At 52.6% G+C, this 21684-nt stretch carries 17 protein-coding genes; 12 read left to right on the top strand and 5 right to left on the bottom strand.

What is annotated here, in order from left to right; all coding sequences use genetic code 11:
• Positions 1-204: 204 nt before the first annotated feature.
• From nirB to narI, 7 genes are all read left to right on the top strand, one after another.
• Entirely contained in the window at positions 205-2742 is a 2538-nt protein-coding gene (gene nirB / locus DW47_RS0100310; RefSeq protein WP_029684314.1) for a nitrite reductase large subunit NirB, read from the top strand.
• Positions 2739-3080 (top strand): nitrite reductase small subunit NirD, encoded by a 342-nt coding sequence (gene nirD / locus DW47_RS0100305; RefSeq protein WP_029684313.1) that lies wholly within the window; start codon positions 2739-2741, stop codon positions 3078-3080. The genes nirB and nirD overlap by 4 nt, the downstream gene beginning before the upstream one ends.
• 114 nt (positions 3081-3194) lie before the next feature.
• Positions 3195-4586 (top strand): NarK family nitrate/nitrite MFS transporter, encoded by a 1392-nt coding sequence (locus DW47_RS0100300; protein WP_029684312.1) that lies wholly within the window; start codon positions 3195-3197, stop codon positions 4584-4586.
• Positions 4587-4666: 80 nt separating this feature from the next.
• On the top strand, positions 4667-8407 hold the full coding sequence (locus DW47_RS0100295; protein WP_029684311.1) for a nitrate reductase subunit alpha: 3741 nt from the start codon (positions 4667-4669) through the stop codon (positions 8405-8407).
• A complete protein-coding gene (gene narH / locus DW47_RS0100290; protein ID WP_029684310.1) occupies positions 8404-9939 on the top strand; it encodes a nitrate reductase subunit beta in 1536 nt (511 codons plus the stop codon). The genes DW47_RS0100295 and narH overlap by 4 nt, the downstream gene beginning before the upstream one ends.
• The gene (gene narJ, locus DW47_RS0100285) at positions 9936-10625 is read left to right on the top strand and encodes a nitrate reductase molybdenum cofactor assembly chaperone (protein WP_029684309.1); all 690 of its coding nucleotides are present in this window, start codon (positions 9936-9938) and stop codon (positions 10623-10625) included. The genes narH and narJ overlap by 4 nt, the downstream gene beginning before the upstream one ends.
• Positions 10622-11302 (top strand): respiratory nitrate reductase subunit gamma, encoded by a 681-nt coding sequence (gene narI / locus DW47_RS0100280; RefSeq protein ID WP_029684308.1) that lies wholly within the window; start codon positions 10622-10624, stop codon positions 11300-11302. The genes narJ and narI overlap by 4 nt, the downstream gene beginning before the upstream one ends.
• A 34-nt stretch (positions 11303-11336) precedes the next feature.
• Here the strand turns inward: narI and DW47_RS0100275 are convergent, their stop codons facing one another.
• Both DW47_RS0100275 and idnO read right to left on the bottom strand, forming a co-directional pair.
• Positions 11337-12335 carry a LacI family DNA-binding transcriptional regulator gene (locus tag DW47_RS0100275; protein WP_029684307.1) on the bottom strand — a complete coding sequence of 333 codons (999 nt, stop codon included), beginning with the start codon at positions 12333-12335 and terminating at the stop codon, positions 11337-11339.
• A 128-nt stretch (positions 12336-12463) separates the two neighbouring features.
• On the bottom strand, positions 12464-13228 hold the full coding sequence (idnO, locus tag DW47_RS0100270; protein WP_029684306.1) for a gluconate 5-dehydrogenase: 765 nt from the start codon (positions 13226-13228) through the stop codon (positions 12464-12466).
• A gap of 570 nt (positions 13229-13798) precedes the next feature.
• Between idnO and DW47_RS0100265 the strand changes: the two genes are divergently transcribed.
• Positions 13799-14407 carry a hypothetical protein gene (locus tag DW47_RS0100265; RefSeq protein WP_029684305.1) on the top strand — a complete coding sequence of 203 codons (609 nt, stop codon included), beginning with the start codon at positions 13799-13801 and terminating at the stop codon, positions 14405-14407.
• A 458-nt stretch (positions 14408-14865) separates the two neighbouring features.
• Positions 14866-15288, top strand: a complete 423-nt coding sequence (gene umuD, locus DW47_RS0100260; RefSeq protein WP_029684304.1) for a translesion error-prone DNA polymerase V autoproteolytic subunit — start codon at positions 14866-14868, stop codon at positions 15286-15288.
• A gap of 72 nt (positions 15289-15360) precedes the next feature.
• Here the strand turns inward: umuD and DW47_RS0100255 are convergent, their stop codons facing one another.
• From DW47_RS0100255 to DW47_RS0100245, 3 genes are all read right to left on the bottom strand, one after another.
• Entirely contained in the window at positions 15361-15651 is a 291-nt protein-coding gene (locus tag DW47_RS0100255) for a Bor family protein (protein ID WP_029684303.1), read from the bottom strand.
• Positions 15652-15827: 176 nt separating this feature from the next.
• A complete protein-coding gene (locus tag DW47_RS0100250) occupies positions 15828-17090 on the bottom strand; it encodes a Y-family DNA polymerase (protein ID WP_029684302.1) in 1263 nt (420 codons plus the stop codon).
• Between the two features lie 247 nt (positions 17091-17337).
• Positions 17338-18246, bottom strand: coding sequence for a LysR family transcriptional regulator (locus DW47_RS0100245; RefSeq protein WP_029684301.1), 909 nt, complete (start codon positions 18244-18246; stop codon positions 17338-17340).
• Between the two features lie 83 nt (positions 18247-18329).
• On the opposite strand from DW47_RS0100245, the gene DW47_RS0100240 reads away from it, so the two are divergent.
• From DW47_RS0100240 to DW47_RS0100230, 3 genes are all read left to right on the top strand, one after another.
• A complete protein-coding gene (locus tag DW47_RS0100240) occupies positions 18330-19250 on the top strand; it encodes a carbon-nitrogen hydrolase family protein (protein WP_029684300.1) in 921 nt (306 codons plus the stop codon).
• A gap of 240 nt (positions 19251-19490) precedes the next feature.
• Positions 19491-20750, top strand: coding sequence for a purine-cytosine permease family protein (locus DW47_RS0100235; protein WP_051150777.1), 1260 nt, complete (start codon positions 19491-19493; stop codon positions 20748-20750).
• Positions 20737-21642: a polysaccharide deacetylase family protein gene (locus DW47_RS0100230; protein ID WP_029684298.1), complete on the top strand. Its 906-nt coding sequence runs from the start codon at positions 20737-20739 to the stop codon at positions 21640-21642. The genes DW47_RS0100235 and DW47_RS0100230 overlap by 14 nt, the downstream gene beginning before the upstream one ends.
• Positions 21643-21684 lie beyond the last annotated feature (42 nt).

Genomic DNA, 21684 nt, shown 5'->3' with positions numbered 1-21684 from the left:
ATTATGTCCTTGTTATGAGGTTCTATAAAAAACCTAGCAGCCAATCCTGATCCTGACAAGTTAGCCTCGGATAATACGGAATTCTCTTACCTAATCGCCATTTTACAGTAATAACCCCAATTAAAATGGCATTTGACTTGCATCAATACTGCTTATCCGGGTCTGTCGTACTGTGCATATTCTGCTCATTTCCCCGAGGCCCTGATGCGTAATATCCGGCTGTGTATCATAGGTAACGGTATGGTCGCCCACCGTTTTCTCGAAGAACTTACCGAACGTTGCGACCCACTTCCTGATATCACTCTGTTTGGTGAAGAGCCGCGCCCAGCCTATGATCGGGTGCATCTCTCCTCCTGGTTTACCCTCCCTGACGAAGAAGCGCTATCGCTGGTGGATGACGGATTCTATGAAAAATACGCCATCCGCGTTTTTAGTCATGAACCGATAGTGGCGATCGACCGGCAGCGTAAAGAGATCCATTCCGCTCAGGGCCGTATCACCCCTTATGACCTGCTGGTGATCGCCACCGGTTCTTCTCCCTTCGTCCCTCCAATTCCCGGACGGGAAGACAGTGACTGTTTTGTTTACCGAACTATCGAAGATTTACAGGCTATTAAAGCCTGTGCTGCCCGCAGCCAAAGCGGTGTGGTGATCGGCGGGGGATTACTGGGGCTGGAGGCCGCAGGTGCCTTGCAAAATCTTGGTATGGAAACCCATGTCGTAGAATTTGCCCCAGTCCTGATGGCTGAACAGTTGGACAGTGCCGGGGGGAAACATCTAGGTAAAAAGATCGAACAACTCGGGGTACGGGTGCATACCGGAAAAAATACCCTGCAAATCACCTCACACCACGATCAGCCACGCAAAACCCTCCATTTTGCCGATGGCTGTCAGCTCGAGACTGACTTTATCGTCTTCTCCGCCGGGATCCGGCCACGGGATGATCTGGCTCGTCAGTGTGGACTGCCGATCGGAGAACGCGGCGGGATCCTGATCAACGACCACTGTCAGACAGAAGATCCTGCCATTTATGCGATTGGCGAATGTGCCTGTTGGCGGCAACAATGTTATGGTCTGGTCGCGCCTGGCTATCAGATGGCACGCATAGCGGCAGCCAACCTATGCGGTGAGCGCGCCCTGTTTCAGGGCGCGGAAACCCATGCCAAACTGAAATTATTAGGCGTGGATGTTGCCGGTCTGGGGGATACTCAAGGGTGCAGTGCTGACTCTCTGAGCTATGTCTATCTTAATGAACAGAAAGGGATCTATAAGCGTCTGATCGTCAGTGCTGACCAGCAACAACTGCTGGGAGCAGTACTGGTGGGAGATACCGCTGACTATGCCGATTTTGCCCAACGTCTCCAAAACCGTAGTCTGTTACCCGATAATCCTGAACAACTGATCCTGCCAGAAAATAATGGCGCACCACGAGCCCTTTCTGGTACTGACAGCCTGCCTGACAGCGCTCAGATCTGCTGTTGTTATGATGTCAGCAAAGGGGAGCTGCTCAAAGGGATCGCCGCAGGTCATCATACCGTTGAGGCGCTGAAATCGGCGACCCGGGCAGGAACTGGATGCGGTGGCTGTTTGCCGCTGCTGACCCGGGTCTTGAATACAGAACTTTCCCGTCAGGGAGTCGAGGTAAGTCAGCATCTGTGTGAGCATTTTCCCTGGTCACGTCAGCAACTGTTTCATCTGATCCGTACCGGTAATCTCCGTACCTTTGACGCCTTACTGGCAGAGCACGGACAAGGCTATGGCTGCGAAGTCTGTAAACCGGTCGTCGCCAGCCTGCTAGCCTCTGCTTGGAATGAGTTTATCTTGCAACCTGCGTTGGTCCCGTTACAGGACAGTAACGATAACTTCCTCGCTAACCTGCAAAAAGATGGCACCTATTCGGTGATCCCACGCAGCCCCGGCGGTGAGATTACGCCGCACCAGCTGATGATCCTCGGTGAGGTCTCACAGCAATATTCCCTCTATAGCAAAATCACCGGTTCCCAGCGAATTGCGCTGTTCGGCGCACATCAGGATGACTTACCGGCGATCTGGCAACAGCTGCTGGCCGCCGGTTTCGAAACAGGCCATGCCTATGCTAAGGCATTACGGATGGCGAAAACCTGTGTCGGTAATCGCTGGTGTCGTTTCGGTGTCGGTGACAGTACCCGCCTGGGGGTCATGCTAGAGAACCGTTACAAAGGTATCCGCACTCCTCATAAGATGAAGTTTGGCGTCTCGGGCTGTATCCGAGAGTGTGCCGAAGCTCAAAGTAAAGACATCGGTGTGATTGCCACAGAGAAAGGCTGGAACCTGTTTGTCTGCGGCAACGGGGGGATGAAACCCCGCCATGCCGATCTGCTGGCCGCCGATCTCGATGAAGCCACCCTGCTGCGCTATATCGACCGCTTTATGTTCTTTTACCTGCGAACGGCCGATAAATTACAGCGGACTTCGGTATGGCTGGAAAATCTGGAGGGCGGCATCCGCTATCTGCAAAAGGTGATCATCGAAGATCATCTATCGATGGCGGAATCGGCTGAACAGCTGATGCAGACCCTGCGTGAAAGCTACCGCTGCGAATGGCAGGAAACCCTTAACCAGCCACAGGCCCTCAAGCGCTTCCACCACTTTATTAACAGTCCGTTACGCGACAGCCTGGTACAGAGCGTCCCGGTCGGGATGCAGCACCGTCCGGCCAGACCAGAGGAGCGGATCGCCATCAGAGAAGAGGAGAGCCAATGAGCATCTGGAAAACCGTCTGTCCGGTAGACGATATTCTGCCGGGCACCGGTGTCTGCGCCCTGATCGCTGACCGGCAGATCGCCCTGTTTCGTCCTTATTCGGATGAGCAGATATTTGCCCTGAGTAATATTGACCCGTTTTTTGCTGCCAGTGTACTGAGCCGCGGCCTCATTGCCGAACACCAGGGAGAACTGTGGGTCGCCAGCCCGCTGAAAAAACAGCGTTTTCGGCTACATGATGGTTACTGCCTTGAGGAGAGGGAGTTTTCGGTCACCGCTTACCCGGTGCGGGTCTGCGACCATCAGGTGCAGATCGCCCTAACGACCAACCCTGAGTAATCCCGAGAGAGGGCCGATGAGCGCTCTCCGATAACTATAACACCAACAGCCTGCAACCTTAGCCCCGGCGTAAAAGGCGTCCGGAATTTCTGTTCATCTTTTTACAGGCTACTTATGTCATCATCAGAGAAAGCATGTTCCGGACTGCTCCGTCAGTGGCAACCGGAAGACCCGGTATTCTGGGAGCAAACCGGAAAAAAAATTGCACAGCGCAATCTGTGGATCTCAGTATTTGCACTACTACTGTCCTTCTGCGTCTGGATGCTCTTCAGCGCCGTCTCGGTTAACCTGAATAAAGCCGGTTTCCGCTTTACCACCGACCAGCTATTTCTACTGACCGCCCTGCCCGCCTTATCCGGTGCCATCCTACGCATTCCCTACTCGTTTATGGTGCCGCTGATCGGTGGCCGTAAGTGGACGGCTATTTCGACACTCATTTTGATCATCCCCTGCCTGTGGCTAGGCTATGCCGTTCAGGATACCGCTACCGCTTATTCCACGTTTATCGTGATTTCCCTGTTATGCGGTTTTGCTGGCGCTAATTTTGCGTCCAGCATGGGAAATATCAGCTTCTTCTTTCCCAAAGCACGTCAGGGCAGCGCACTGGGCATCAACGGGGGGCTAGGGAATCTGGGGGTCAGCGTGATGCAGATGACTGCGCCGCTGGTGTTATTTCTGCCGTTGTTTTCGCTGATGGGCGGTAAAGGTATCCCCTTAGAAGACGGTTCGATCATGTGGCTGGCCAATGCGCCCTGGGTATGGGTGCCGTTACTGATTATCGCGACCCTCGCCGCTTGGTTCGGAATGAATGATATACCCGGTACCCGGATGTCGATTCGTCAACAACTGCCGGTACTGAAACGCGGGCATATGTGGCTGTTGAGTCTGCTTTATCTGACAACCTTTGGCTCTTTCATCGGTTTCTCAGCCGGGTTCGCAATGCTGGCCAGAACGCAGTTTCCGGAGGTTGATATCCTGAAACTGGCCTTCTTTGGGCCTTTTATCGGCGCACTGGCCCGCTCGTTTGGCGGCATGATTTCCGATAAATTCGGCGGTGTGCGTGTCACCTTGGTCAACTATCTGTTTATGGCGCTATTCAGTGCCGCCCTATTTTTCACCCTGCCTGATGCGGCACCGGGTTCGGGGCATTTTATCGCATTCTACCTCCTATTTATGGGGCTATTCCTCACCGCCGGGCTGGGCAGCGGCTCCACCTTCCAGATGATTGCGGTGATTTTCCGCCAGTTAACCCTGACTCGCTGTCGCCATGCCGGTGCGGATGACGCTCAGGCACAACAGACTGCGGTCACCGAAACAGCCTCGGCCCTCGGCTTTATTTCCGCTATCGGCGCTTTTGGCGGCTTTTTTATTCCTAAAGCCTTTGGCACATCGTTAGCGATGACCGGTTCGCCGGTGGGCGCGATGAAACTTTTTTTACTGTTCTATGTGATCTGCCTGCTGGTGACCTGGTGTGTCTATGGCAGGAAACAGAATGCGCAGCAATAACCCTGCCGCCAGAGGGCGACATTGTTCCGGTGTCAGGCGTTGCCTGATGATCAACAGTCCGGGAGTGTACGGAGAACAATATGAGTAAGTTACTGGATAAACTGCGTTATTTTAAACAGAAACAGAGCACCTTCGCCGGCGATCACGGCCAGACCCTGAACAGTAATCGTGACTGGGAACAGGGATATCGCCAGCGCTGGCAGCACGACAAAGTGGTACGTTCAACTCACGGCGTCAACTGCACCGGCTCATGTAGCTGGAAAATCTATGTCAAAAACGGGTTGGTGACCTGGGAAACCCAGCAAACGGATTATCCGCGTACCCGGCCCGATATGCCGGACCACGAACCGCGAGGCTGCCCGCGCGGTGCCAGTTATTCTTGGTATATCTACAGTGCCAACCGTCTGAAATATCCGCTGATCCGTAAAGCTCTGGTCAGCCTATGGCGCGAAGCAAAACAGCAGTTCAGCGATCCGGTGGATGCTTGGCAAAGTATTATCAATGATGATCAGAAAGCGGCGGCGTTTAAGCGTGCCCGTGGTAAAGGAGGCTTCGTCCGTGCCGACTGGCAGGAAGTCAATGAACTGATCGCGGCCGCCAATATCTGGACCGTCAAAACCTATGGTCCGGATCGGGTAGCCGGCTTTTCACCGATCCCTGCCATGTCGATGGTCTCCTATGCCGCCGGGAGTCGCTATCTGTCATTGATGGGCGGAACCTGTCTCAGTTTTTACGACTGGTACTGTGACCTGCCACCAGCATCACCGATGACTTGGGGTGAACAGACCGACGTGCCGGAGTCAGCAGACTGGTATAACGCGTCTTACATTATTGCTTGGGGTTCAAATGTGCCTCAGACCCGGACTCCGGACGCGCACTTTTTTACCGAAGTCCGCTACAAGGGCTGCAAAACGGTGGCGATCACTCCCGATTACTCAGAAGTGGCCAAACTCAGCGACCAGTGGCTGGCGCCGAAACAGGGCACCGATGCCGCACTGGCGATGGCGATGGGTCATGTCATTCTGAGCGAATTTCACCAGCAGAATCCCAGCGATTACTTCCTGAATTACTGCCGCCGCTATACCGATATGCCAATGCTGGTGATGCTAGAACCCCAGGAGGGAGGTCATTACAGTGCCGGACGCTTACTGAGAGCCGCAGATCTGGTGGATAACCTCGGCGAGAGCAATAATCCGGACTGGAAAACGGTGGCTCTGGACACCCGAGGGGAACCGGTGGTCCCGAATGGCTCTGCCGGTTTCCGCTGGGGTGAGAAAGGTAAATGGAACCTTGAAGCCAGCGCCGCCGGTGAGTCCTGTGAGTTACTGCTGACCCTGCGCGATCACTCTCAGCATCTGGCAGAGGTCGATTTTCCTTACTTTGGCGGTCAGCCATCGCCCCATTTCCGACATGTCGAGCAGTCGCCGCTGATCCGCCGTAACGTTCCTGCCCGCTGGCTAACACTGGCAGACGGGACACAACAGCCGGTGGTGTTGGTCTATGATCTGGTGATGGCTAATTACGGTGTTGATCGCGGGCTGGAACCCGCACAGGCGACGGCGGGTTATGACCACGTCAGCGCCTGTACCCCTGCTTGGGCAGAAGCGCTGTGCGGCGTGCCCCGCGATCAAATCATCCGTATCGCCAGAGAGTTTGCCGAGACGGCCCATAAAACCCATGGTCGTTCGATGATCATCGTCGGGGCCGGGATGAACCACTGGTATCATATGGATATGAACTACCGTGGTCTGATCAACCTGCTGATCTTCTGCGGTTGTATCGGTCAAAGCGGCGGCGGCTGGGCCCACTATGTCGGCCAAGAGAAACTGCGACCGCAGACCGGTTGGCAGCCGCTGGCATTTGCTCTCGACTGGTCACGCCCGCCACGTCATATGAACAGTACCTCGTATTTCTACAATCACTCTTCCCAATGGCGCTATGAAAAACTCAAAGTTGAGGAATTACTGTCACCACTGGCCGATCCTAAAGCGTTCCGTGGCCAGCTGGTCGACTTCAATGTCCGTGCCGAACGTATGGGCTGGCTGCCCTCTTCACCGCAGCTGAATACTAACCCACTAACGCTGGCAGCTCGTGCCGCCAGCGCCGGTATGAGCCCGGAAGACTTCACTTGTCAGGCGCTCAAAAAGGGTCAGTTACGCTTTGCCAGCGAACAACCGGACAGCGGTAATAACCATCCGCGTAACCTGTTTGTCTGGCGCTCGAATCTACTAGGCTCCTCTGCAAAAGGCCATGAATATCTGCTGAAATATCTGCTGGGAATCGACAGTGGTATTCAGGGACAACAGACCGTGGATCAGCCAGGACTGTCACCGCAGGAGGTGGACTGGCAGACCCCGGCCCGGGAAGGCAAACTGGACCTTCTCGTGACACTGGATTTCAGGATGTCCAGTACCTGCCTGTTCTCCGATATCGTATTACCGACCGCGACCTGGTATGAAAAAGACGATATGAATACCTCGGATATGCATCCGTTTATTCATCCACTGTCTGCGGCCGTTGATCCGGTGTGGGGATCCCGCAGTGACTGGGATATCTACAAAGGACTAGCTCGTCAGTTCTCTGCCCTCTGCCCCGGTCATCTCGGCGTGGAAAAAGATCTGGTATTACTGCCAATACAGCATGATTCCCCTGCGGAGTTGGCACAGCCCTACGATGTCAAAGAGTGGCATAAGGGAGAGTGTGAGCTACAGCCGGGTAAAACGGCCCCGCATATGATGGTGGTGGAACGTGATTATCCTGCCCTCAGCGAACGTTTCGGCGCCGTCGGACCGCTGCTGGAAAAACTCGGTAATGGCGGTAAGGGGATCAGTTGGAATACCGACCCTGAAGTTGCGTTGTTACGTGAACTCAACCTGTGCCGCAGTGAAGGTGCCGGTAAAGGGCAACCACAGCTGGAAACGGCGATCAATGCCGCAGAGATGATATTGACGCTAGCCCCGGAAACCAACGGACAGGTCGCCGTCAAAGCCTGGAAAGCGTTAGGTGAACTGACCGGGCGTGATCATACCCCACTGGCATTGCCCAAGCAGGAAGAGAAAATCCGTTTCCGTGATATTCAGGCCCAACCGCGGAAAATCATTTCCAGTCCTACTTGGTCTGGCCTTGAGGACGAACACGTCTCTTATAACGCCTGCTATACCAACGTGCATCAACTGATCCCGTGGCGCACTCTCAGTGGTCGCCAACAACTCTATCAAGACCATCCGTGGATGCGGGCCTTCGGCGAAAGCTTGGTGAGCTACCGGCCGCCGGTTAATACCCGCAGTGTGGAAGATATGCAGCATATTCCTTCCAACGGTTATCCGGAAAAAGTCCTTAACTTCCTGACCCCGCATCAGAAATGGGGGATCCATTCCACCTACAGCGAAAACCTGCTGATGCTGACCTTATCGCGGGGCGGACCCATTGTCTGGATGAGCGAGGAGGATGCCCGGGAAATGGGGATCGCGGATAACGACTGGATAGAGGCCTTCAACAGTAACGGTGCGCTCACCGCCCGCGCGGTGGTTAGCCAGCGTGTTCCGGCAGGGATGACCATGATGTACCACGCACAGGAACGCATCACCAATATTCCCGGCTCGGAAATCACGGGGATGCGCGGCGGGATCCACAACTCGGTGACCCGCATCAGTCCTAAACCGACCCATATGATCGGCGGTTATGTTCAGCAAAGCTACGGCTTCAATTACTACGGTACCGTCGGCTCTAACCGTGATGAATTTATTGTGGTGCGCAAAATGAAAAATATTCAGTGGCTGGATGATGAAGGCAGGGATCAGGTACAGGAGGATCATCAATGAAGATACGTTCACAGATCGGCATGGTACTGAACCTCGATAAATGTATCGGTTGCCATACCTGCTCCGTTACCTGCAAAAACGTCTGGACCAGCCGTGAAGGGATGGAATATGCCTGGTTTAATAACGTTGAAAGTAAGCCGGGTACCGGCTACCCCGGTGCTTGGGAAGATCAGGAAAAATGGCAGGGAGGATGGATCAGAAAAATCAACGGCAAGTTGGCGCCACGCCTCGGTAGCAAAGTCGGCGTGTTGAGTAAGATTTTCGCCAATCCATACCTGCCGGGGATCGATGACTATTACGAGCCTTTTACCTTCGATTATCAGCATCTGCATCACGCTGTACAGGGTAAACATCAGCCCACCGCTCGGCCACGCTCCCTGATCACCGGTCAGCGGATGGATAAGATCGAATCCGGCCCGAACTGGGAAGAGATCCTCGGGGGCGAATTTGCCAAACGCTCTGCGGATCAAAACTTTACCAATATTGAAAAAGCGATCTACGGCCAGTTCGAACACACATTTATGATGTACCTACCGCGTCTCTGTGAACACTGCCTAAATCCTTCATGTGTGGCAACCTGCCCGAGCGGGGCAATTTATAAACGCGAAGAAGATGGCATTGTGCTGATCGATCAAGATCGCTGCCGGGGCTGGCGGCTTTGCATCAGCGGCTGTCCCTATAAAAAGATCTATTTCAATTGGAAAAGCGGTAAGTCGGAAAAGTGTATTTTCTGTTATCCGCGTATCGAAGCCGGCATGCCGACGGTCTGTTCCGAAACCTGCGTCGGGCGTATCCGTTATCTGGGGGTGATGCTGTATGACGCCGATAAAATCGCCGACGCCGCCAGCACAGAGAGCCCACAGGATCTTTATCATCGCCAGCGGGATATTTTCCTCGATCCTAATGATCCGGACATCTTGCGCGAAGCCCGTCGTCAGGGGATCCCGGAAAATGTCCTTGATGCGGCACAACGTTCACCGGTATGGAAGCTGGCGATGGAGTGGCAGTTAGCCCTGCCGTTGCACCCAGAATACCGCACCCTGCCGATGGTCTGGTATGTCCCGCCATTGTCACCGCTTCAGTCAGCGGCAGAATCAGGAGCCATTGACTATCAGGGCGTTTTACCGGCCGTAGAAGCATTGCGTATCCCGCTGCAATATCTGGCTAACCTGCTGACTGCCGGAGATACTGCACCAGTCCTGTCTGCCCTGAAACGGATGATGGCAATGCGCCATTATAAACGGGCGCAGACGGTGGAAGGTTGTGAGGACACCCGGGCACTGGTGGAAACCGGTCTGAGTGTGGCACAGGCGGAAGAGATGTATCGCTATCTGGCTATCGCCAATTATGAAGACCGTTTTGTGGTGCCCTCAGGCCACCGTGAGATGGGCGGGGATGCCTTTGCGGAGAAAAACGGTTGCGGATTCAGCTTTGGTGATGGCTGCCAGGGCAGTGACAGTCGGTTTAATCTGTTTAATAGTCGCCGCATTGATGCCATTGATGTCTCTGGTAAAACAGGAGATCGCCCATGACCATGATCAAGCTGATCAGTCTGTTGCTGGACTACCCAACAGAGGAACTCTGGGAAGAGCAGCAAGCATTGATTGCCCTGACCGCAGAACATTGCCCGTCTCTACTGACCTTCAGCAGCGACTATTTCAGTGCCCCACTGCTCGATCGCCAGCAAGAGTGGTGTGACACCTTTGATCGCGGACGTGCGACCTCGCTACTGCTGTTTGAACATGTTCATGCAGAATCCCGGGATCGGGGTCAAGCGATGGTCGATCTGATGGAACAATATCAGGCTGCGGGGCTGCAACCCGCTAGCCGTGAGCTGCCGGATTACCTGCCTGTCTATCTCGAATATCTGTCTTTGTGTGAGACTGAACACTGTCGCCAAGGACTGGAAGATATCGCGCCATTACTGGCACTGCTCAGTGCCCGTCTTAGTCAGCGAGAAAGCCCGTTCCAGGAACTTTTTGAACCGCTACTGGCATTTTGTGGTCAGGCGAATAAACGTGAAATGCTAAAGCAAACTATCGCCTCTGAAGCCCGTGACGATACTCCGCAAGCACTGGATGCTCTGTGGGAAGAAGAACAGGTGAAATTTATCGGAGACCCGCAATGTCAACAGAGTGCGGAGCAACAGCACCGTCAACGCTTTCGCCATCAGGTTGCGCCCCGTTATCTCGACTTATCTTCAGGAGGTGTTAAATGAGCGACTGGCTGAACGGATTTCTGTTTAACCTCTACCCCTACCTGTGCGGTACGGTATTTCTGGTCGGCAGCGTGTTACGCTACGATTATGGTCAGTACAGCTGGCGGGCAGCCTCTAGCCAGATGCTGGATAAAAAAGGACTGACACTGGTATCCAACCTGTTCCATATCGGTATTCTCGGGATCTTCTTCGGCCATCTGGTCGGGTTACTGACACCGCACTGGCTCTATGAGCCGTTGATGTCTGCGGCAACCAAACAGATGCTGGCGATGTCGGTGGGTGGTCTGTTTGGTCTGCTGACAGTGATCGGTGGATTACTGCTACTGAAACGGCGACTGTTCCGGCCCCGGGTGCGTGCCACGTCAACTCCTGCCGATATTTTAATCCTCGCATTGCTGTTAATTCAGGGGATACTCGGATTAAGTACGCTGTTTTTCTCAGCCCAACACCTAGACGGTACGGAAATGATGAAGCTGGCAAGCTGGGCACAACGCATTGTGACGTTCCGTGGGAATGCCGCCCAGTCGTTGGACGGCGTGGCACTGATTTTCCGCGTGCATCTGGTATTGGGAATGACGCTGTTTCTGCTGTTCCCGTTCACCCGACTGGTCCATATCTGGAGTGTGCCGCTGGAGTATCTTACCCGCCGCTATCAGCTGGTACGCTCCCGGCGCTGAACCGTCCGCAGGCAGCGCGAATGTTGCCTGCGTTTTACAGGGTATCGCCGCGGAATATTGTGTAGCCGAGATCCACTGAGTGATTGTTCGGCACTTCGCTTCCGCTAAGCCGGTCGATCAGTAAGCGGGTGGCGGTGCGGCCAATCTCCAGTCGTGGCGTGACAATCGTCGCCAATCGCTGCGGATTGGCAGTACCGATATCCAGTCCATGAAAACCGGTAATAGCCATCTGGGTCGGCACCGAGATGCCCCGCTCCTGACACTCCAGCAATACGCCCATTGCCAAGTCATCATTGGTACAGAACACGGCATCAGTATGCGGATGTTCAGCCAACAACTGGCTGAATATTTTTCGCCCCAATGCCAGAGAGGAGATCTCTTTCGGCTGGCAATGCTGACCTTGCAAGCCATGCTGGGCCATCGCCTCAACCACTCCCTGATAACGACTGATATCCCGAGGATCATCCATTGCTCCGATATAGCTGATATGGCGTTTGCCACGCTTAATCAGTTCACTGGTCATTTCTCTGGCGGCACTGCGGTTATCAAAGCCAACCTGAATATCTAACGGTGCTGGACTGATTTCCATCAGCTCAGCCACCGGCACGCCGGAGGTACGCAGATAGTCGAGTGTCCCATGGCTGTGCTGGCTGCCAGTCAGGATAATACCGTCGATATGGTAGGAGAGTAGCGTGCGGATCTTCTCTTCTTCGCGCTGGGGATCATAGTTGTTGGCAGCAATAAGCGTCTGATAGCCGCTGGCTTCTGCCTGTTGTTGGATCCCTTCCAACACATCGGCAAAAATCTGGTTGCGGAACGACGGGATGATCACGCCAAGAGTTTTACTGCCCGCCCCTGATAAAATTTCCGGTAACCGGTTAGGGATATAGTTATGCTGGCTCATCACCTTATCGATGGCCAGTCGGCTTCGCTCAGACACGCTTTGCGGATCACGCATATAGCGACTTACCGTCATCTTTGTCAGCCCGGCGAGGCTGGCAATATCTTGAAGCGACATACGGTTTCGTTTCATGACGTTTCCTGTTGTTATCCTGTTGGCTGAGCAGTCTGCTCCTGTCTGCCTGGCAAAGAAAAAAACGCCCAGGGAACGGTGGTACCCCGGGCGCATCCTGCACAGGACCGGTCTTTATACCGTAATCCTTACACCGATGCTAACATCCCACCGTCGACAAACAGGATATGGCCGTTGACGAAGTCAGATGCTTTCGCCGAAAGAAACACCGCCGCCCCTTTCAACTCTTCCGGTTTCCCCCAGCGAGCAGCTGGCGTACGCTTGCATAACCATTCGCTAAAGCCTTTATCATTGACCAGCGCCGCCGTCATTTCCGAATCAAAATAGCCTGGGGCAATACCGTTGACCTGGATGTTATAGCGTGCCAGCTCGACGCACATGCCTTTGGTTAACATTTTGACCGCCCCTTTTGAAGCAGCATAAGGGGTAATATTCTCTCGCCCCAGTTCACTCTGCATTGAACAGAGATTAATGATTTTACCGCGACGGCGAGTGATCATCCGTTTGGCTACCTGTTGTGAGACCAGGAACACCGACTTCTGGTTAACATTGACAATGTTATCCCACTCCGTCAGTGGAAATTCGGTAAACGGGTGACGGTGTTGCACTCCGGCATTGTTGACCAGAATATCCAACGGCCCATGGGTGGCTTCCAGCATCTCAATCGCCTCTGCCACTGCCTGCGGGTCCGTGACATCAAAAGCACAGCCTGTCGCCCGTAAACCTGCCTGTTGCAGCGAACGGACGGCCTGCTCACAACGTTCTGCACTGCGGCCGTTAATGATCACTTCTGCACCTTGTTCTGCAAGCCCGGTGGCCATCAGCAAACCCAATCCCTGGGTCGAACCGGTAATCAGTGCCCGTTTGCCGGTCAAATCAAACAGATTACTCATCATTTTTCCCCGCCTGTTAACTGTTACGCGTAACTTTACCCTTTCGTGACCAGCGGATAAATCCTTTTCCAGTCAGGCTAGGGTGTTTTTTACATATTTGTGAGCTTCATCAGATATAATTTACATTACAGGTTATTTAGATAGGATGAATACAATTAAAATGTAATTTTCTTAAATATACGCAAACGAAACGGGAAAATAAAAAAATACCGACACGGATAATAAGAATTTTTTCCATTTTCCTGAACTTCTTATATCTAAAAATAAAAACATTATCAATAACCTGCTATCAGGTTATGATCCCCCCCCTAAAAAAACAACAGATATATTCTGCTACAACATTATTAGAGCTCTCAGTTGTAATATTCTCATCGTTGCTTCCATGCAGTGATAGCGCTGGAACAAGCCGTTAAAGGCTGACATAATTCGAAAAATAAAGGATCATGGGTATTAATAACTGGCGGCCAGGGAATCTCCGCCAATCACTAATACTGTCGATCACATCTTTACAGAATAGCTATAAAGGAAACGCCCCCTTAACGTCATTCTGACAGAGAACTATGGTGTCCTATGAATAACACGGAAGTCATTCGGTCAATCGCTATTGTTGATACCTGTAACTATACTCGGCTGGCCATCACCACTATCTGCCGGCATATCTCAGATAAGATCAGGGTCTGTAGTTTTTCGACGATAAATGAGTTACTGCTCCATCCGTCAGTAGAACATTTTGATTTTATATTTTATGACACACTAACGGTTCCAGAAATTGTCATTGATCCAGAGAGAGATATATCACGGATTAAAGCCACTAACCGCCGCTGTAAAGTCTGCCTACTGTCAGTGCTGCACCAGTTTATGCTGATCAGAAATGCCGATTTTGAGTTAGATAAACGTATCCCGTTGGATGATTTGAGTTTCTTTATTCGTATTCTGTGCCGACACCCGCAGGAAAATTGCCAACGTAATTACAGTATTATTTTCCATAACCGGCTTAACCTCAACAAAGAGCAAGTTTCACTGCTGCGTGGTTATCTGTTTAATCTGAATACTCGCAATATTGCCGAACTGCTGAATTGTAATCTGAGGAAAGTCTATTTCTATCGTGAAGGTGCCCTGAAAAAAGCCCGCACTGACCGTAACTTTTTCCGTGATATCAGCCGTCTGATTAGCCCTTGAGGCAAACGAGACACATAGCGCCGGAGGTTTTACCCGCGGTTTGGTGTTCAGTGGTCTTGCCAGTGCCGTGGAGAGGGTGGCGGTTATTATTGCTTTGCGGGTCGATAAGCCCTCGGAATTTAAAGTAATGCAACCACTATTGCGTTGTCCCCTATTACAAGGTGTCGATCTCACTGCTCGGCCTTTTATCTGATTAGCGGTGCTATCTTCGGCCTGCTGGCGCTCTATAAAATGAAAGATAACACCAGTAAAGCCTTACAGCCATAACCAATCCCCCTTTCTGCCCCTGCCACCTTACGAGGACTTTCCTCTCCAGTGGTTTATCGACGCGTTGTGTTAAACAGAAAATTTCCTTACCTCACAATGACTTTGAAAAATTCTTTATTTCGCCCTTGATCCCTAAGATAAAACACCGATACTGTATAAATATACAGTTATGTAATGAATAGGATTGAATCATGGAGTGTTATCTGCTGGCCGAAATTCCGTCGCTTGCTGAACTCCCTTTTTTTCTCAGTCAAGTGCCCTGTGGCTTCCCTTCCCCGGCCCAGGATTACGTTGAGCAACGGATCGACTTGAATCAGCTACTGATCAAACGCCCTTCTGCAACCTATCTGATCCGGGTCAGCGGCGACTCAATGATCGAAGGTGGGATCAGTGATGGGGATCTGTTGATCGTTGATAGCTCAGTGACACCCCAGCATGGCGATATTATCGTGGCAGCGATCAATGGAGAGTTTACCGTCAAACAATTGATGATGAAGCCGACACTGCATCTAAAACCGATGAATTCTGCTTATCAGTGTATCTCGGTGCCGGATGCCGATCAGTTAGAGATCTTCGGCTTTGTCAGACATGTCGTGAAAACATTAGAGCAGTGATCGCTCAGGTAGGAAAACGGTAGAAGGTGATAGCAGAGGACCCGCGGGTCCCTGCTCACTCCAGTGTAGCCGTTACTCAGAGCAGTATACGCGTGCTTCTCTCGGGGTATAGATTCCGAAGGTCACCACTGCCAGTGCAACGTTAACAAACGTCTGTTGCACTTCTGTTCTGACTACGCGGTCTGCGCCACCACAGACTTTGGCTGCATCAACGGTTTTCTGCTGACCGATGCCGCTGAGAAAGAAGTTGTGCGTAGAGACTTTCTGAGGTTCTCCGACCACCGTATGTTTGATATTAAAAGATTGCTGAGCACAACCGGTTGCCATAAACGCCAGTAAGGCGACTGTATAAATTTTTTTCATTATAAAACCCTATGCTCCTGAAAGCGGACGCTGTCCTTATTAAGTTTCTTAACCCACAACACACCTCTACCGGGTGTTATTTATTAAGAAAAACTTAAGTTATAGCTAACCGTGCTGGGACACAAGGCGTTAAGGCGAATAAAAAGGTCACACTGGCAAGCGGTGGTTATCCTTTGTCACCTCACCGTCAGCAGATCACTGTAACGCGTGGTGTAGCGTGGTGATAGCATCTGCCGCTTCATCTGCCACGGTTGCTGGATCCCCTGACCGGCAAAGTACAGGGTGCCGCGCCCTGCTTTGCTGTTGAGGCTATCGAGGACTTCCATCAGCCGCTGGCTATTTTCCCGCGGCGCATTGTCATCAAACAGATTAAGCTGAGCCACCCCTTGGCTGTAAAAATCCCCCAGCATCACACCGGCTTTCTGATAGCGGTGTCCTTCCCGCCACACCGCTTCCAGACAACGGATCGCCGCCGCAATAATATCTCTACTGTCGCGGGTCGGTGTTAATAGCTTCACCGAAGCACTATTGCCGTAATAGGCTTCACTGGCGAAGGGGGACGTTTTGATAAACACCGACACAAACCGGCAATGCTGATGTTCACCACGTAATTTTTCTGCGGCCCGTGCCGCATAGCTGCAGATTGCCTGACGCACTTCGTCATAATCAGAGATATAACCGCCGAATGATCGGGAGCAGACAATCTCCTGTTTCACCGGCGCAAACTCTTCCAGATCCAGACAAGGTTCACCCCGTAACTCGCGAACGGTACGCTCCAGCACCACATTAAAATGCTTACGGATAAAACGAATATCTGTCTCCGCCAGCTGTAATGCCGTGGTGATCCCCATGGCTTCCAGTCGCTTTGCCAGCCGCCGGCCAATTCCCCATACCTCTTCTGCTGGGACAATCGCCATCAGCTTACGCTGCCGACTGCTGTTTGACAGATCAACCACACCACCGGTTTGTCGTTGCCACTTTTTCGCCGCATGGTTGGCCAGTTTTGCCAAGGTCTTGGTCTGTGCAATCCCCACGCCGACGGTGAGATGAGTTTGTTGCAGCACAGTTGCACGGATTTCACGTCCAAATTCAGTCAGATCACGGCAGTTACGGACGCCACTTAAATCACAAAAAATTTCATCGATGGAGTAGCGTTCACAGCGAGGTGCCAGTTCTTCGATGGTGGTCATCACCCGTTCAGACATATCAGCGTAGAGTTCATAATTGCTGCTAAAACAGGTAACGCCATGACGCCGGAACTGCTCTTTTTGCTTAAAATAAGGCTCCCCCATTTTGACCAGCGGTTTGGCTTCGGCCGAACGGGCAATCACACAGCCATCGTTATTAGACAGCACCACCACCGGCCTGCCACGCAGATCAGGGCGAAATACCGTCTCACAAGACGCATAAAACGAATTCACATCACAGAGCGCAAACATCGTCACTCACCATCGTCTCTGAACCATTCCGCTGCCAATGCCAGACAGAAACGGAAGACAAGATGACACTCAGGCAAATAGCCCGCAGTTGCCGGTATACAAGCTCGGACTCACGCATCACTAGTACCATTACGCCCCAAAAAATACTGTTCATCCATACAGTAATTTAAGAGTTATCAGAGATCAAGTGGCTGCCGTCAATGTACAGAAACTATCCCCACGGCGTAATGTCAGAAGAACCTATCGTTTACTCATTCAGTAGAGTTAGCAGTTGATCACGGACAATCGTCACTACCGCGGCTATCACCGGGTCGCGTAGGCTTTCGGCACGATATCCCATCCCACCACTGTAGGCCGGTAGTGCCAGTGGACAGGTATGCAGGGTCAACCCGGATACTGTCGCTAAACGACGGGCGGCATGTCGTGGTAAGGTTGCCAGCGCATCAGTACCGGTCAGCAGAAAGGGCAATGCGGAAAAGTGCGTCGTCGAGGCCTCAATCTGTCGTTTCAGTGACAACGCAGATAATGCCTCATCAACGATGCCGACAATCCCCCCAGAAGAGACCAGCAGGTGCGGTCGGGCAATATATTCCTCTATACTCAGTGTCGCCGACGGGGTGGCGCTCAAACAGGCATATCCGCCCTGCCCCAGGGTTTCATATTTCAATGCCAATGAGGCTTCCGGGGGAGCGGAAACCACCAGATCCACTTCCCGGTTACGCAGCATTTCCGCGGCGATTTTACTGTGTGACTGCCTAAACAGGAGCCTGACTCCCGGAAGAGCCTGATGCACCTGATCAATCACCCTCCGACCAAGTGCTATTTCATAATCATCCGACCAGCCAATCGCCAAGGTTCTCTCCTGGCTGGCATTGCCAGCAAAACGCGCCAACGACAGACTCTGCCGACAAGATTGCAGGGCATCGCTGACCACCGGCTTCATCTCTTCTGCCCGACGGGTCGGGCTAAGCCCGCGTCCGGTACGGGTGAACAGATGGTCGTTAAAAATCTTACGCAACTTTGCCAATGAGGCACTGACTGCTGACTGTGTCACCCCAAGGCGCAGCGCCGCGCGGCTGGCACTGCCTTCTTCATACAAGGCTTCAAACACCTTAAACAGGTTAAGGTCCATCTGCTCGATATTAATAGTATTCATATCGTAATTCGTTATAAGGACGTTGATGAATATCAGTAGCGAGGTATACAGTGATAAAAATTCAACTTCAATAGGTAACCGTTATGGCATTGACCAAAGTCGCCGCACTACAGATCGGATCGTCACCGGAGGGGAAAGCAAAAACCCTCGAAAACATTATGCAGTACGAACAGCAGATTAAAGCCAGCGGTGCCAAATTGGTGGTGATGCCGGAAGCGATCCTCGGCGGCTACCCGAAAGGGGAAACCTTTGGGACCTATCTCGGCTATCGGATGCCGGAAGGCCGTGACGCGTTTTCTGCTTATTACCATAATGCCATTACCTTGCCTGGTGAAGAGACCGACCAGTTAGCAGGCCTGTCTGCCCGTACCGGTGCCAGCCTGGTGGTCGGGGTGATTGAACGGGAAGGCAGTACCCTGTATTGCAGCGTGGCGTTTATCGACCCTGAAAAAGGCTATATCGGTAAACACCGTAAGCTGATGCCGACCGGTACCGAACGTCTGATCTGGGGTCAGGGGGATGGTTCTACCCTGCCGGTGGTCAACACCCCTGCCGGCCGTGCGGGCACCGCGATCTGCTGGGAAAACCATATGCCGCTACTCAGAACCGCCATGTACGCCAAGAATGTGGAAATTTGGTGCGCACCGACCGTGGATGAACGCGATGTTTGGCAAGCCTCAATGCGCCATATTGCCCATGAAGGGCGTTGCTTTGTGGTCAGCGCTTGTCAGGTCCAGGCCTCACCGAAAGAATACGGTATTGACGTCCCTGGCTGGGATGCAGATCGCCCGCTGATCCAGGGAGGCAGCGTGATTGTCGGCCCGCTGGGTGAAGTGATTGCCGGACCGATGAAAAATCAGGAAGGCCTACTGACTGGAGATATTGATACCGATATCCTGCCAGGTGCACGCTATGACTTCGATGTTGTCGGTCACTACGCTCGTCCAGATGTATTCTCTTTAAGCGTTGACGAACAGCCCAAAAAAACCGTTATCTTTAAATAACTCCAGCCACCGCTAACGCGGGTGACTGTCGCTGCGTTAGCTATCTTGCAAACATCGGCCCCTCCCTCTTAGGGTTCGGGCCTGCTCCCTCATCAATATCTGCCTCTTTAGGGTGCATCACTGTGCCCCTAGCAGGCCATTCGTCACTGAAAACATGGTATTAAAGGCCCCTGCCACGAGGCAGCTACTGGCATAAAGTTTGCTTCTATCGGGGGAACACCTGCTGATAAAGAGAGCGTTATGTCCGCGAATAATAATGAATATGAACATCAGCCGGTACCGGTCACGGCACGGAAAAGTCTTTTTTCTGTGGCGATAGTCTGGGCCGGATTTCCGATGGTGATGGTCGGGGCCTTTGTCGGCGCGCAGATCATTACTAGCCTTGGATTTCGTAAAGGGATGCTGGCAATCCTGCTGGGTAATCTGGTGCTGGCACTGTATGTCGCTTGTCTGAGTGCGCTCGCGGCCAGAGATGGCCAAACCTTTGCCCTAAGTTGCCAGAAGATCTTTGGAAAAATCGGTGCCAAAGTGATTGCGGTGTTTCTGGCAGGATTGGTGGTCGGCTGGTTTGCCGTACAGACTGGCCTCGCTGGACATGGCCTCAATACCTTGCTGGGACTGCCACTAAACTGGTCAATCGCCATTATCGGCGGCGTGTTTACATTGCTATCGATTGCTGGCATCAAAATGCTGAAACCTGTCAGTATTATCTCGATTACCCTGTTTATCATTACCGCGGTGATCAGTATCGTGCTGAACTTTCAGCATCATCACTGGCATGAAATGGTTAACTATCAGCCGACCGCTGGTCACAGCCTAGCATTGGGGATTGGGATCACCATGGCGATTTCGGTGTTTGTCGACTCCGGCACATTGACCGCTGATTTCACCCGTTGGTCAAAGACACCAGGCCAAGCGGTGATCGCCTCATTAGCCGCCTTTCCCTGTGCCAATATTCTACCAATGCTGGCAGGGGGATTAGTGGCTGCCAGCGGCGAAGCAGCTGACGGCGATTTTGCCCATTTGCTGTTACCGCTCGGCCCGGTGTTTGGTCTGTTCGCGGCACTCTTTTTTGTGATTAACTGCGCCTCAGTCGCGATGCATGGATTGTATAACGCTGCTGCGGGATGGAGTGCAGTGATCCCGCTGAGCTTTTGCCAACTGGTGGTGATCCTCGGGATCATCGGCACGTTACTGGCATTAGCGGGGATCACTAACTGGCTGGTTAACTGGCTGAGTCTGCTGGGTATTGTGGTACCGGGGATTGGTGGTGCTATGATTGGTTGGATCCTTGCCGGTCAGCGACGTTTTACGCCCTTGCGTCTGCTACTAGCATGGGGCTTTTCGGTGATTTGCAGCAGTCTCTGCGCTCACTACGCCCCGCAATACTCTGTTGCCGTTATCTCGATTGTCTCCGCATTTTTGTTTGCGGTGGTGGCGCTGACGGTTATCCCTGAATCGGTGCCAACGGCCAAAGGAGACATTAATGGCAGCCTCTGACTGGATGCATCAGCTTGAACATCATCATCGCTACGACTACCACGGCCCCGCTGAGCGGGCGGATTATCGCTGGCCGGGAGGAAAACGGCTGGCGGTCTATGTTGCCATGAACTTGGAACATTTTTCGTTTGGCTGTTCTGAAGGCGCAAAGCTGTCACAGGCAGCCAATAATCTGGATATCCTGAACTATTCATGGCGAGATTACGGTAACCGTGTCGGTGGCTGGCACCTAGCGGACCTATTTGAAAAGCTGGCATTGCCGCCAGCGGTGATCGCTAATACCTCGATCCTCGACTACTGCCCGCAATTGCTGGATCGCTGGATGAGTCTTCCAGGCAGTGAACTGATCGGTCATGGGCATACCAATTCCGAACGTCAGGGAAACCTGACCCAAGAGGCGGAAAATGCCATGATCGCTCAATGCCAGCAACGTCTGAGTGACTACGCTGGGAAACCGGTGAACGGTTGGTTGTCACCGTGGATTTCCGAGAGCCGTGAAACCCCAGAGTTATTACGGCAGAATGGTTTCCGTTACACGCTGAACTGGGCGCAGGACGACCAGCCGATGGATTTCCGTACCGCTCAAGGCCCACTGCTGTCGGTGCCCTACCCGCAAGAAATTAATGATATTCCGACCATCATTCCTAACGGCGCTTCCGCAGAGCAATTCAGTCAGATGATCCTCGATCAGTTTACCGAGTTACTGGAACGAAGTGAACAGCAGACACTGGTGATGGGTATCGCCCTACATCCTTATATCGTCGGTCAGCCTTTCCGCTTTTATCATCTGAAAAAAGCCCTCACAGCATTGGCGGCGCAGAAGCAGCATTTCTGGCTGACCACCCCCGGTGCAATTGCGGAGTGGCATCAGCAGCAGAGCGGCGGGGAGTGATCTTGCTCTACGCGGTTGGCATAACTCCGGTTAGCGCCAGCC

This window comes from Tatumella saanichensis (assembly GCF_000439375.1).
Classification (GTDB): domain Bacteria; phylum Pseudomonadota; class Gammaproteobacteria; order Enterobacterales; family Enterobacteriaceae; genus Tatumella; species Tatumella saanichensis.
The sequence above is the reverse complement of the archived record's forward strand: the minus strand, read 5'-3'. Positions and strand labels throughout refer to the sequence as shown.

What these genes read in the sequence shown, in the direction of transcription:
- nirD (WP_029684313.1), top strand. Translation starts at nt 2,739, where the DNA reads ATGAGCATCTGGAAAACCGTCTGTCCGGTAGACGATATTCTGCCGGGC.
- DW47_RS0100295 (WP_029684311.1), top strand. Translation starts at nt 4,667, where the DNA reads ATGAGTAAGTTACTGGATAAACTGCGTTATTTTAAACAGAAACAGAGC.
- DW47_RS0100265 (WP_029684305.1), top strand. Translation starts at nt 13,799, where the DNA reads ATGAATAACACGGAAGTCATTCGGTCAATCGCTATTGTTGATACCTGT.
- DW47_RS0100235 (WP_051150777.1), top strand. Translation starts at nt 19,491, where the DNA reads ATGTCCGCGAATAATAATGAATATGAACATCAGCCGGTACCGGTCACG.
- DW47_RS0100300 (WP_029684312.1), top strand. Translation starts at nt 3,195, where the DNA reads ATGTCATCATCAGAGAAAGCATGTTCCGGACTGCTCCGTCAGTGGCAA.
- DW47_RS0100245 (WP_029684301.1), bottom strand. Translation starts at nt 18,246, where the DNA reads ATGAATACTATTAATATCGAGCAGATGGACCTTAACCTGTTTAAGGTG.
- narI (WP_029684308.1), top strand. Translation starts at nt 10,622, where the DNA reads ATGAGCGACTGGCTGAACGGATTTCTGTTTAACCTCTACCCCTACCTG.
- DW47_RS0100250 (WP_029684302.1), bottom strand. Translation starts at nt 17,090, where the DNA reads ATGTTTGCGCTCTGTGATGTGAATTCGTTTTATGCGTCTTGTGAGACG.
- idnO (WP_029684306.1), bottom strand. Translation starts at nt 13,228, where the DNA reads ATGAGTAATCTGTTTGATTTGACCGGCAAACGGGCACTGATTACCGGT.
- umuD (WP_029684304.1), top strand. Translation starts at nt 14,866, where the DNA reads ATGGAGTGTTATCTGCTGGCCGAAATTCCGTCGCTTGCTGAACTCCCT.
- DW47_RS0100255 (WP_029684303.1), bottom strand. Translation starts at nt 15,651, where the DNA reads ATGAAAAAAATTTATACAGTCGCCTTACTGGCGTTTATGGCAACCGGT.
- nirB (WP_029684314.1), top strand. Translation starts at nt 205, where the DNA reads ATGCGTAATATCCGGCTGTGTATCATAGGTAACGGTATGGTCGCCCAC.
- DW47_RS0100240 (WP_029684300.1), top strand. Translation starts at nt 18,330, where the DNA reads ATGGCATTGACCAAAGTCGCCGCACTACAGATCGGATCGTCACCGGAG.
- DW47_RS0100230 (WP_029684298.1), top strand. Translation starts at nt 20,737, where the DNA reads ATGGCAGCCTCTGACTGGATGCATCAGCTTGAACATCATCATCGCTAC.
- narH (WP_029684310.1), top strand. Translation starts at nt 8,404, where the DNA reads ATGAAGATACGTTCACAGATCGGCATGGTACTGAACCTCGATAAATGT.
- DW47_RS0100275 (WP_029684307.1), bottom strand. Translation starts at nt 12,335, where the DNA reads ATGAAACGAAACCGTATGTCGCTTCAAGATATTGCCAGCCTCGCCGGG.
- narJ (WP_029684309.1), top strand. Translation starts at nt 9,936, where the DNA reads ATGACCATGATCAAGCTGATCAGTCTGTTGCTGGACTACCCAACAGAG.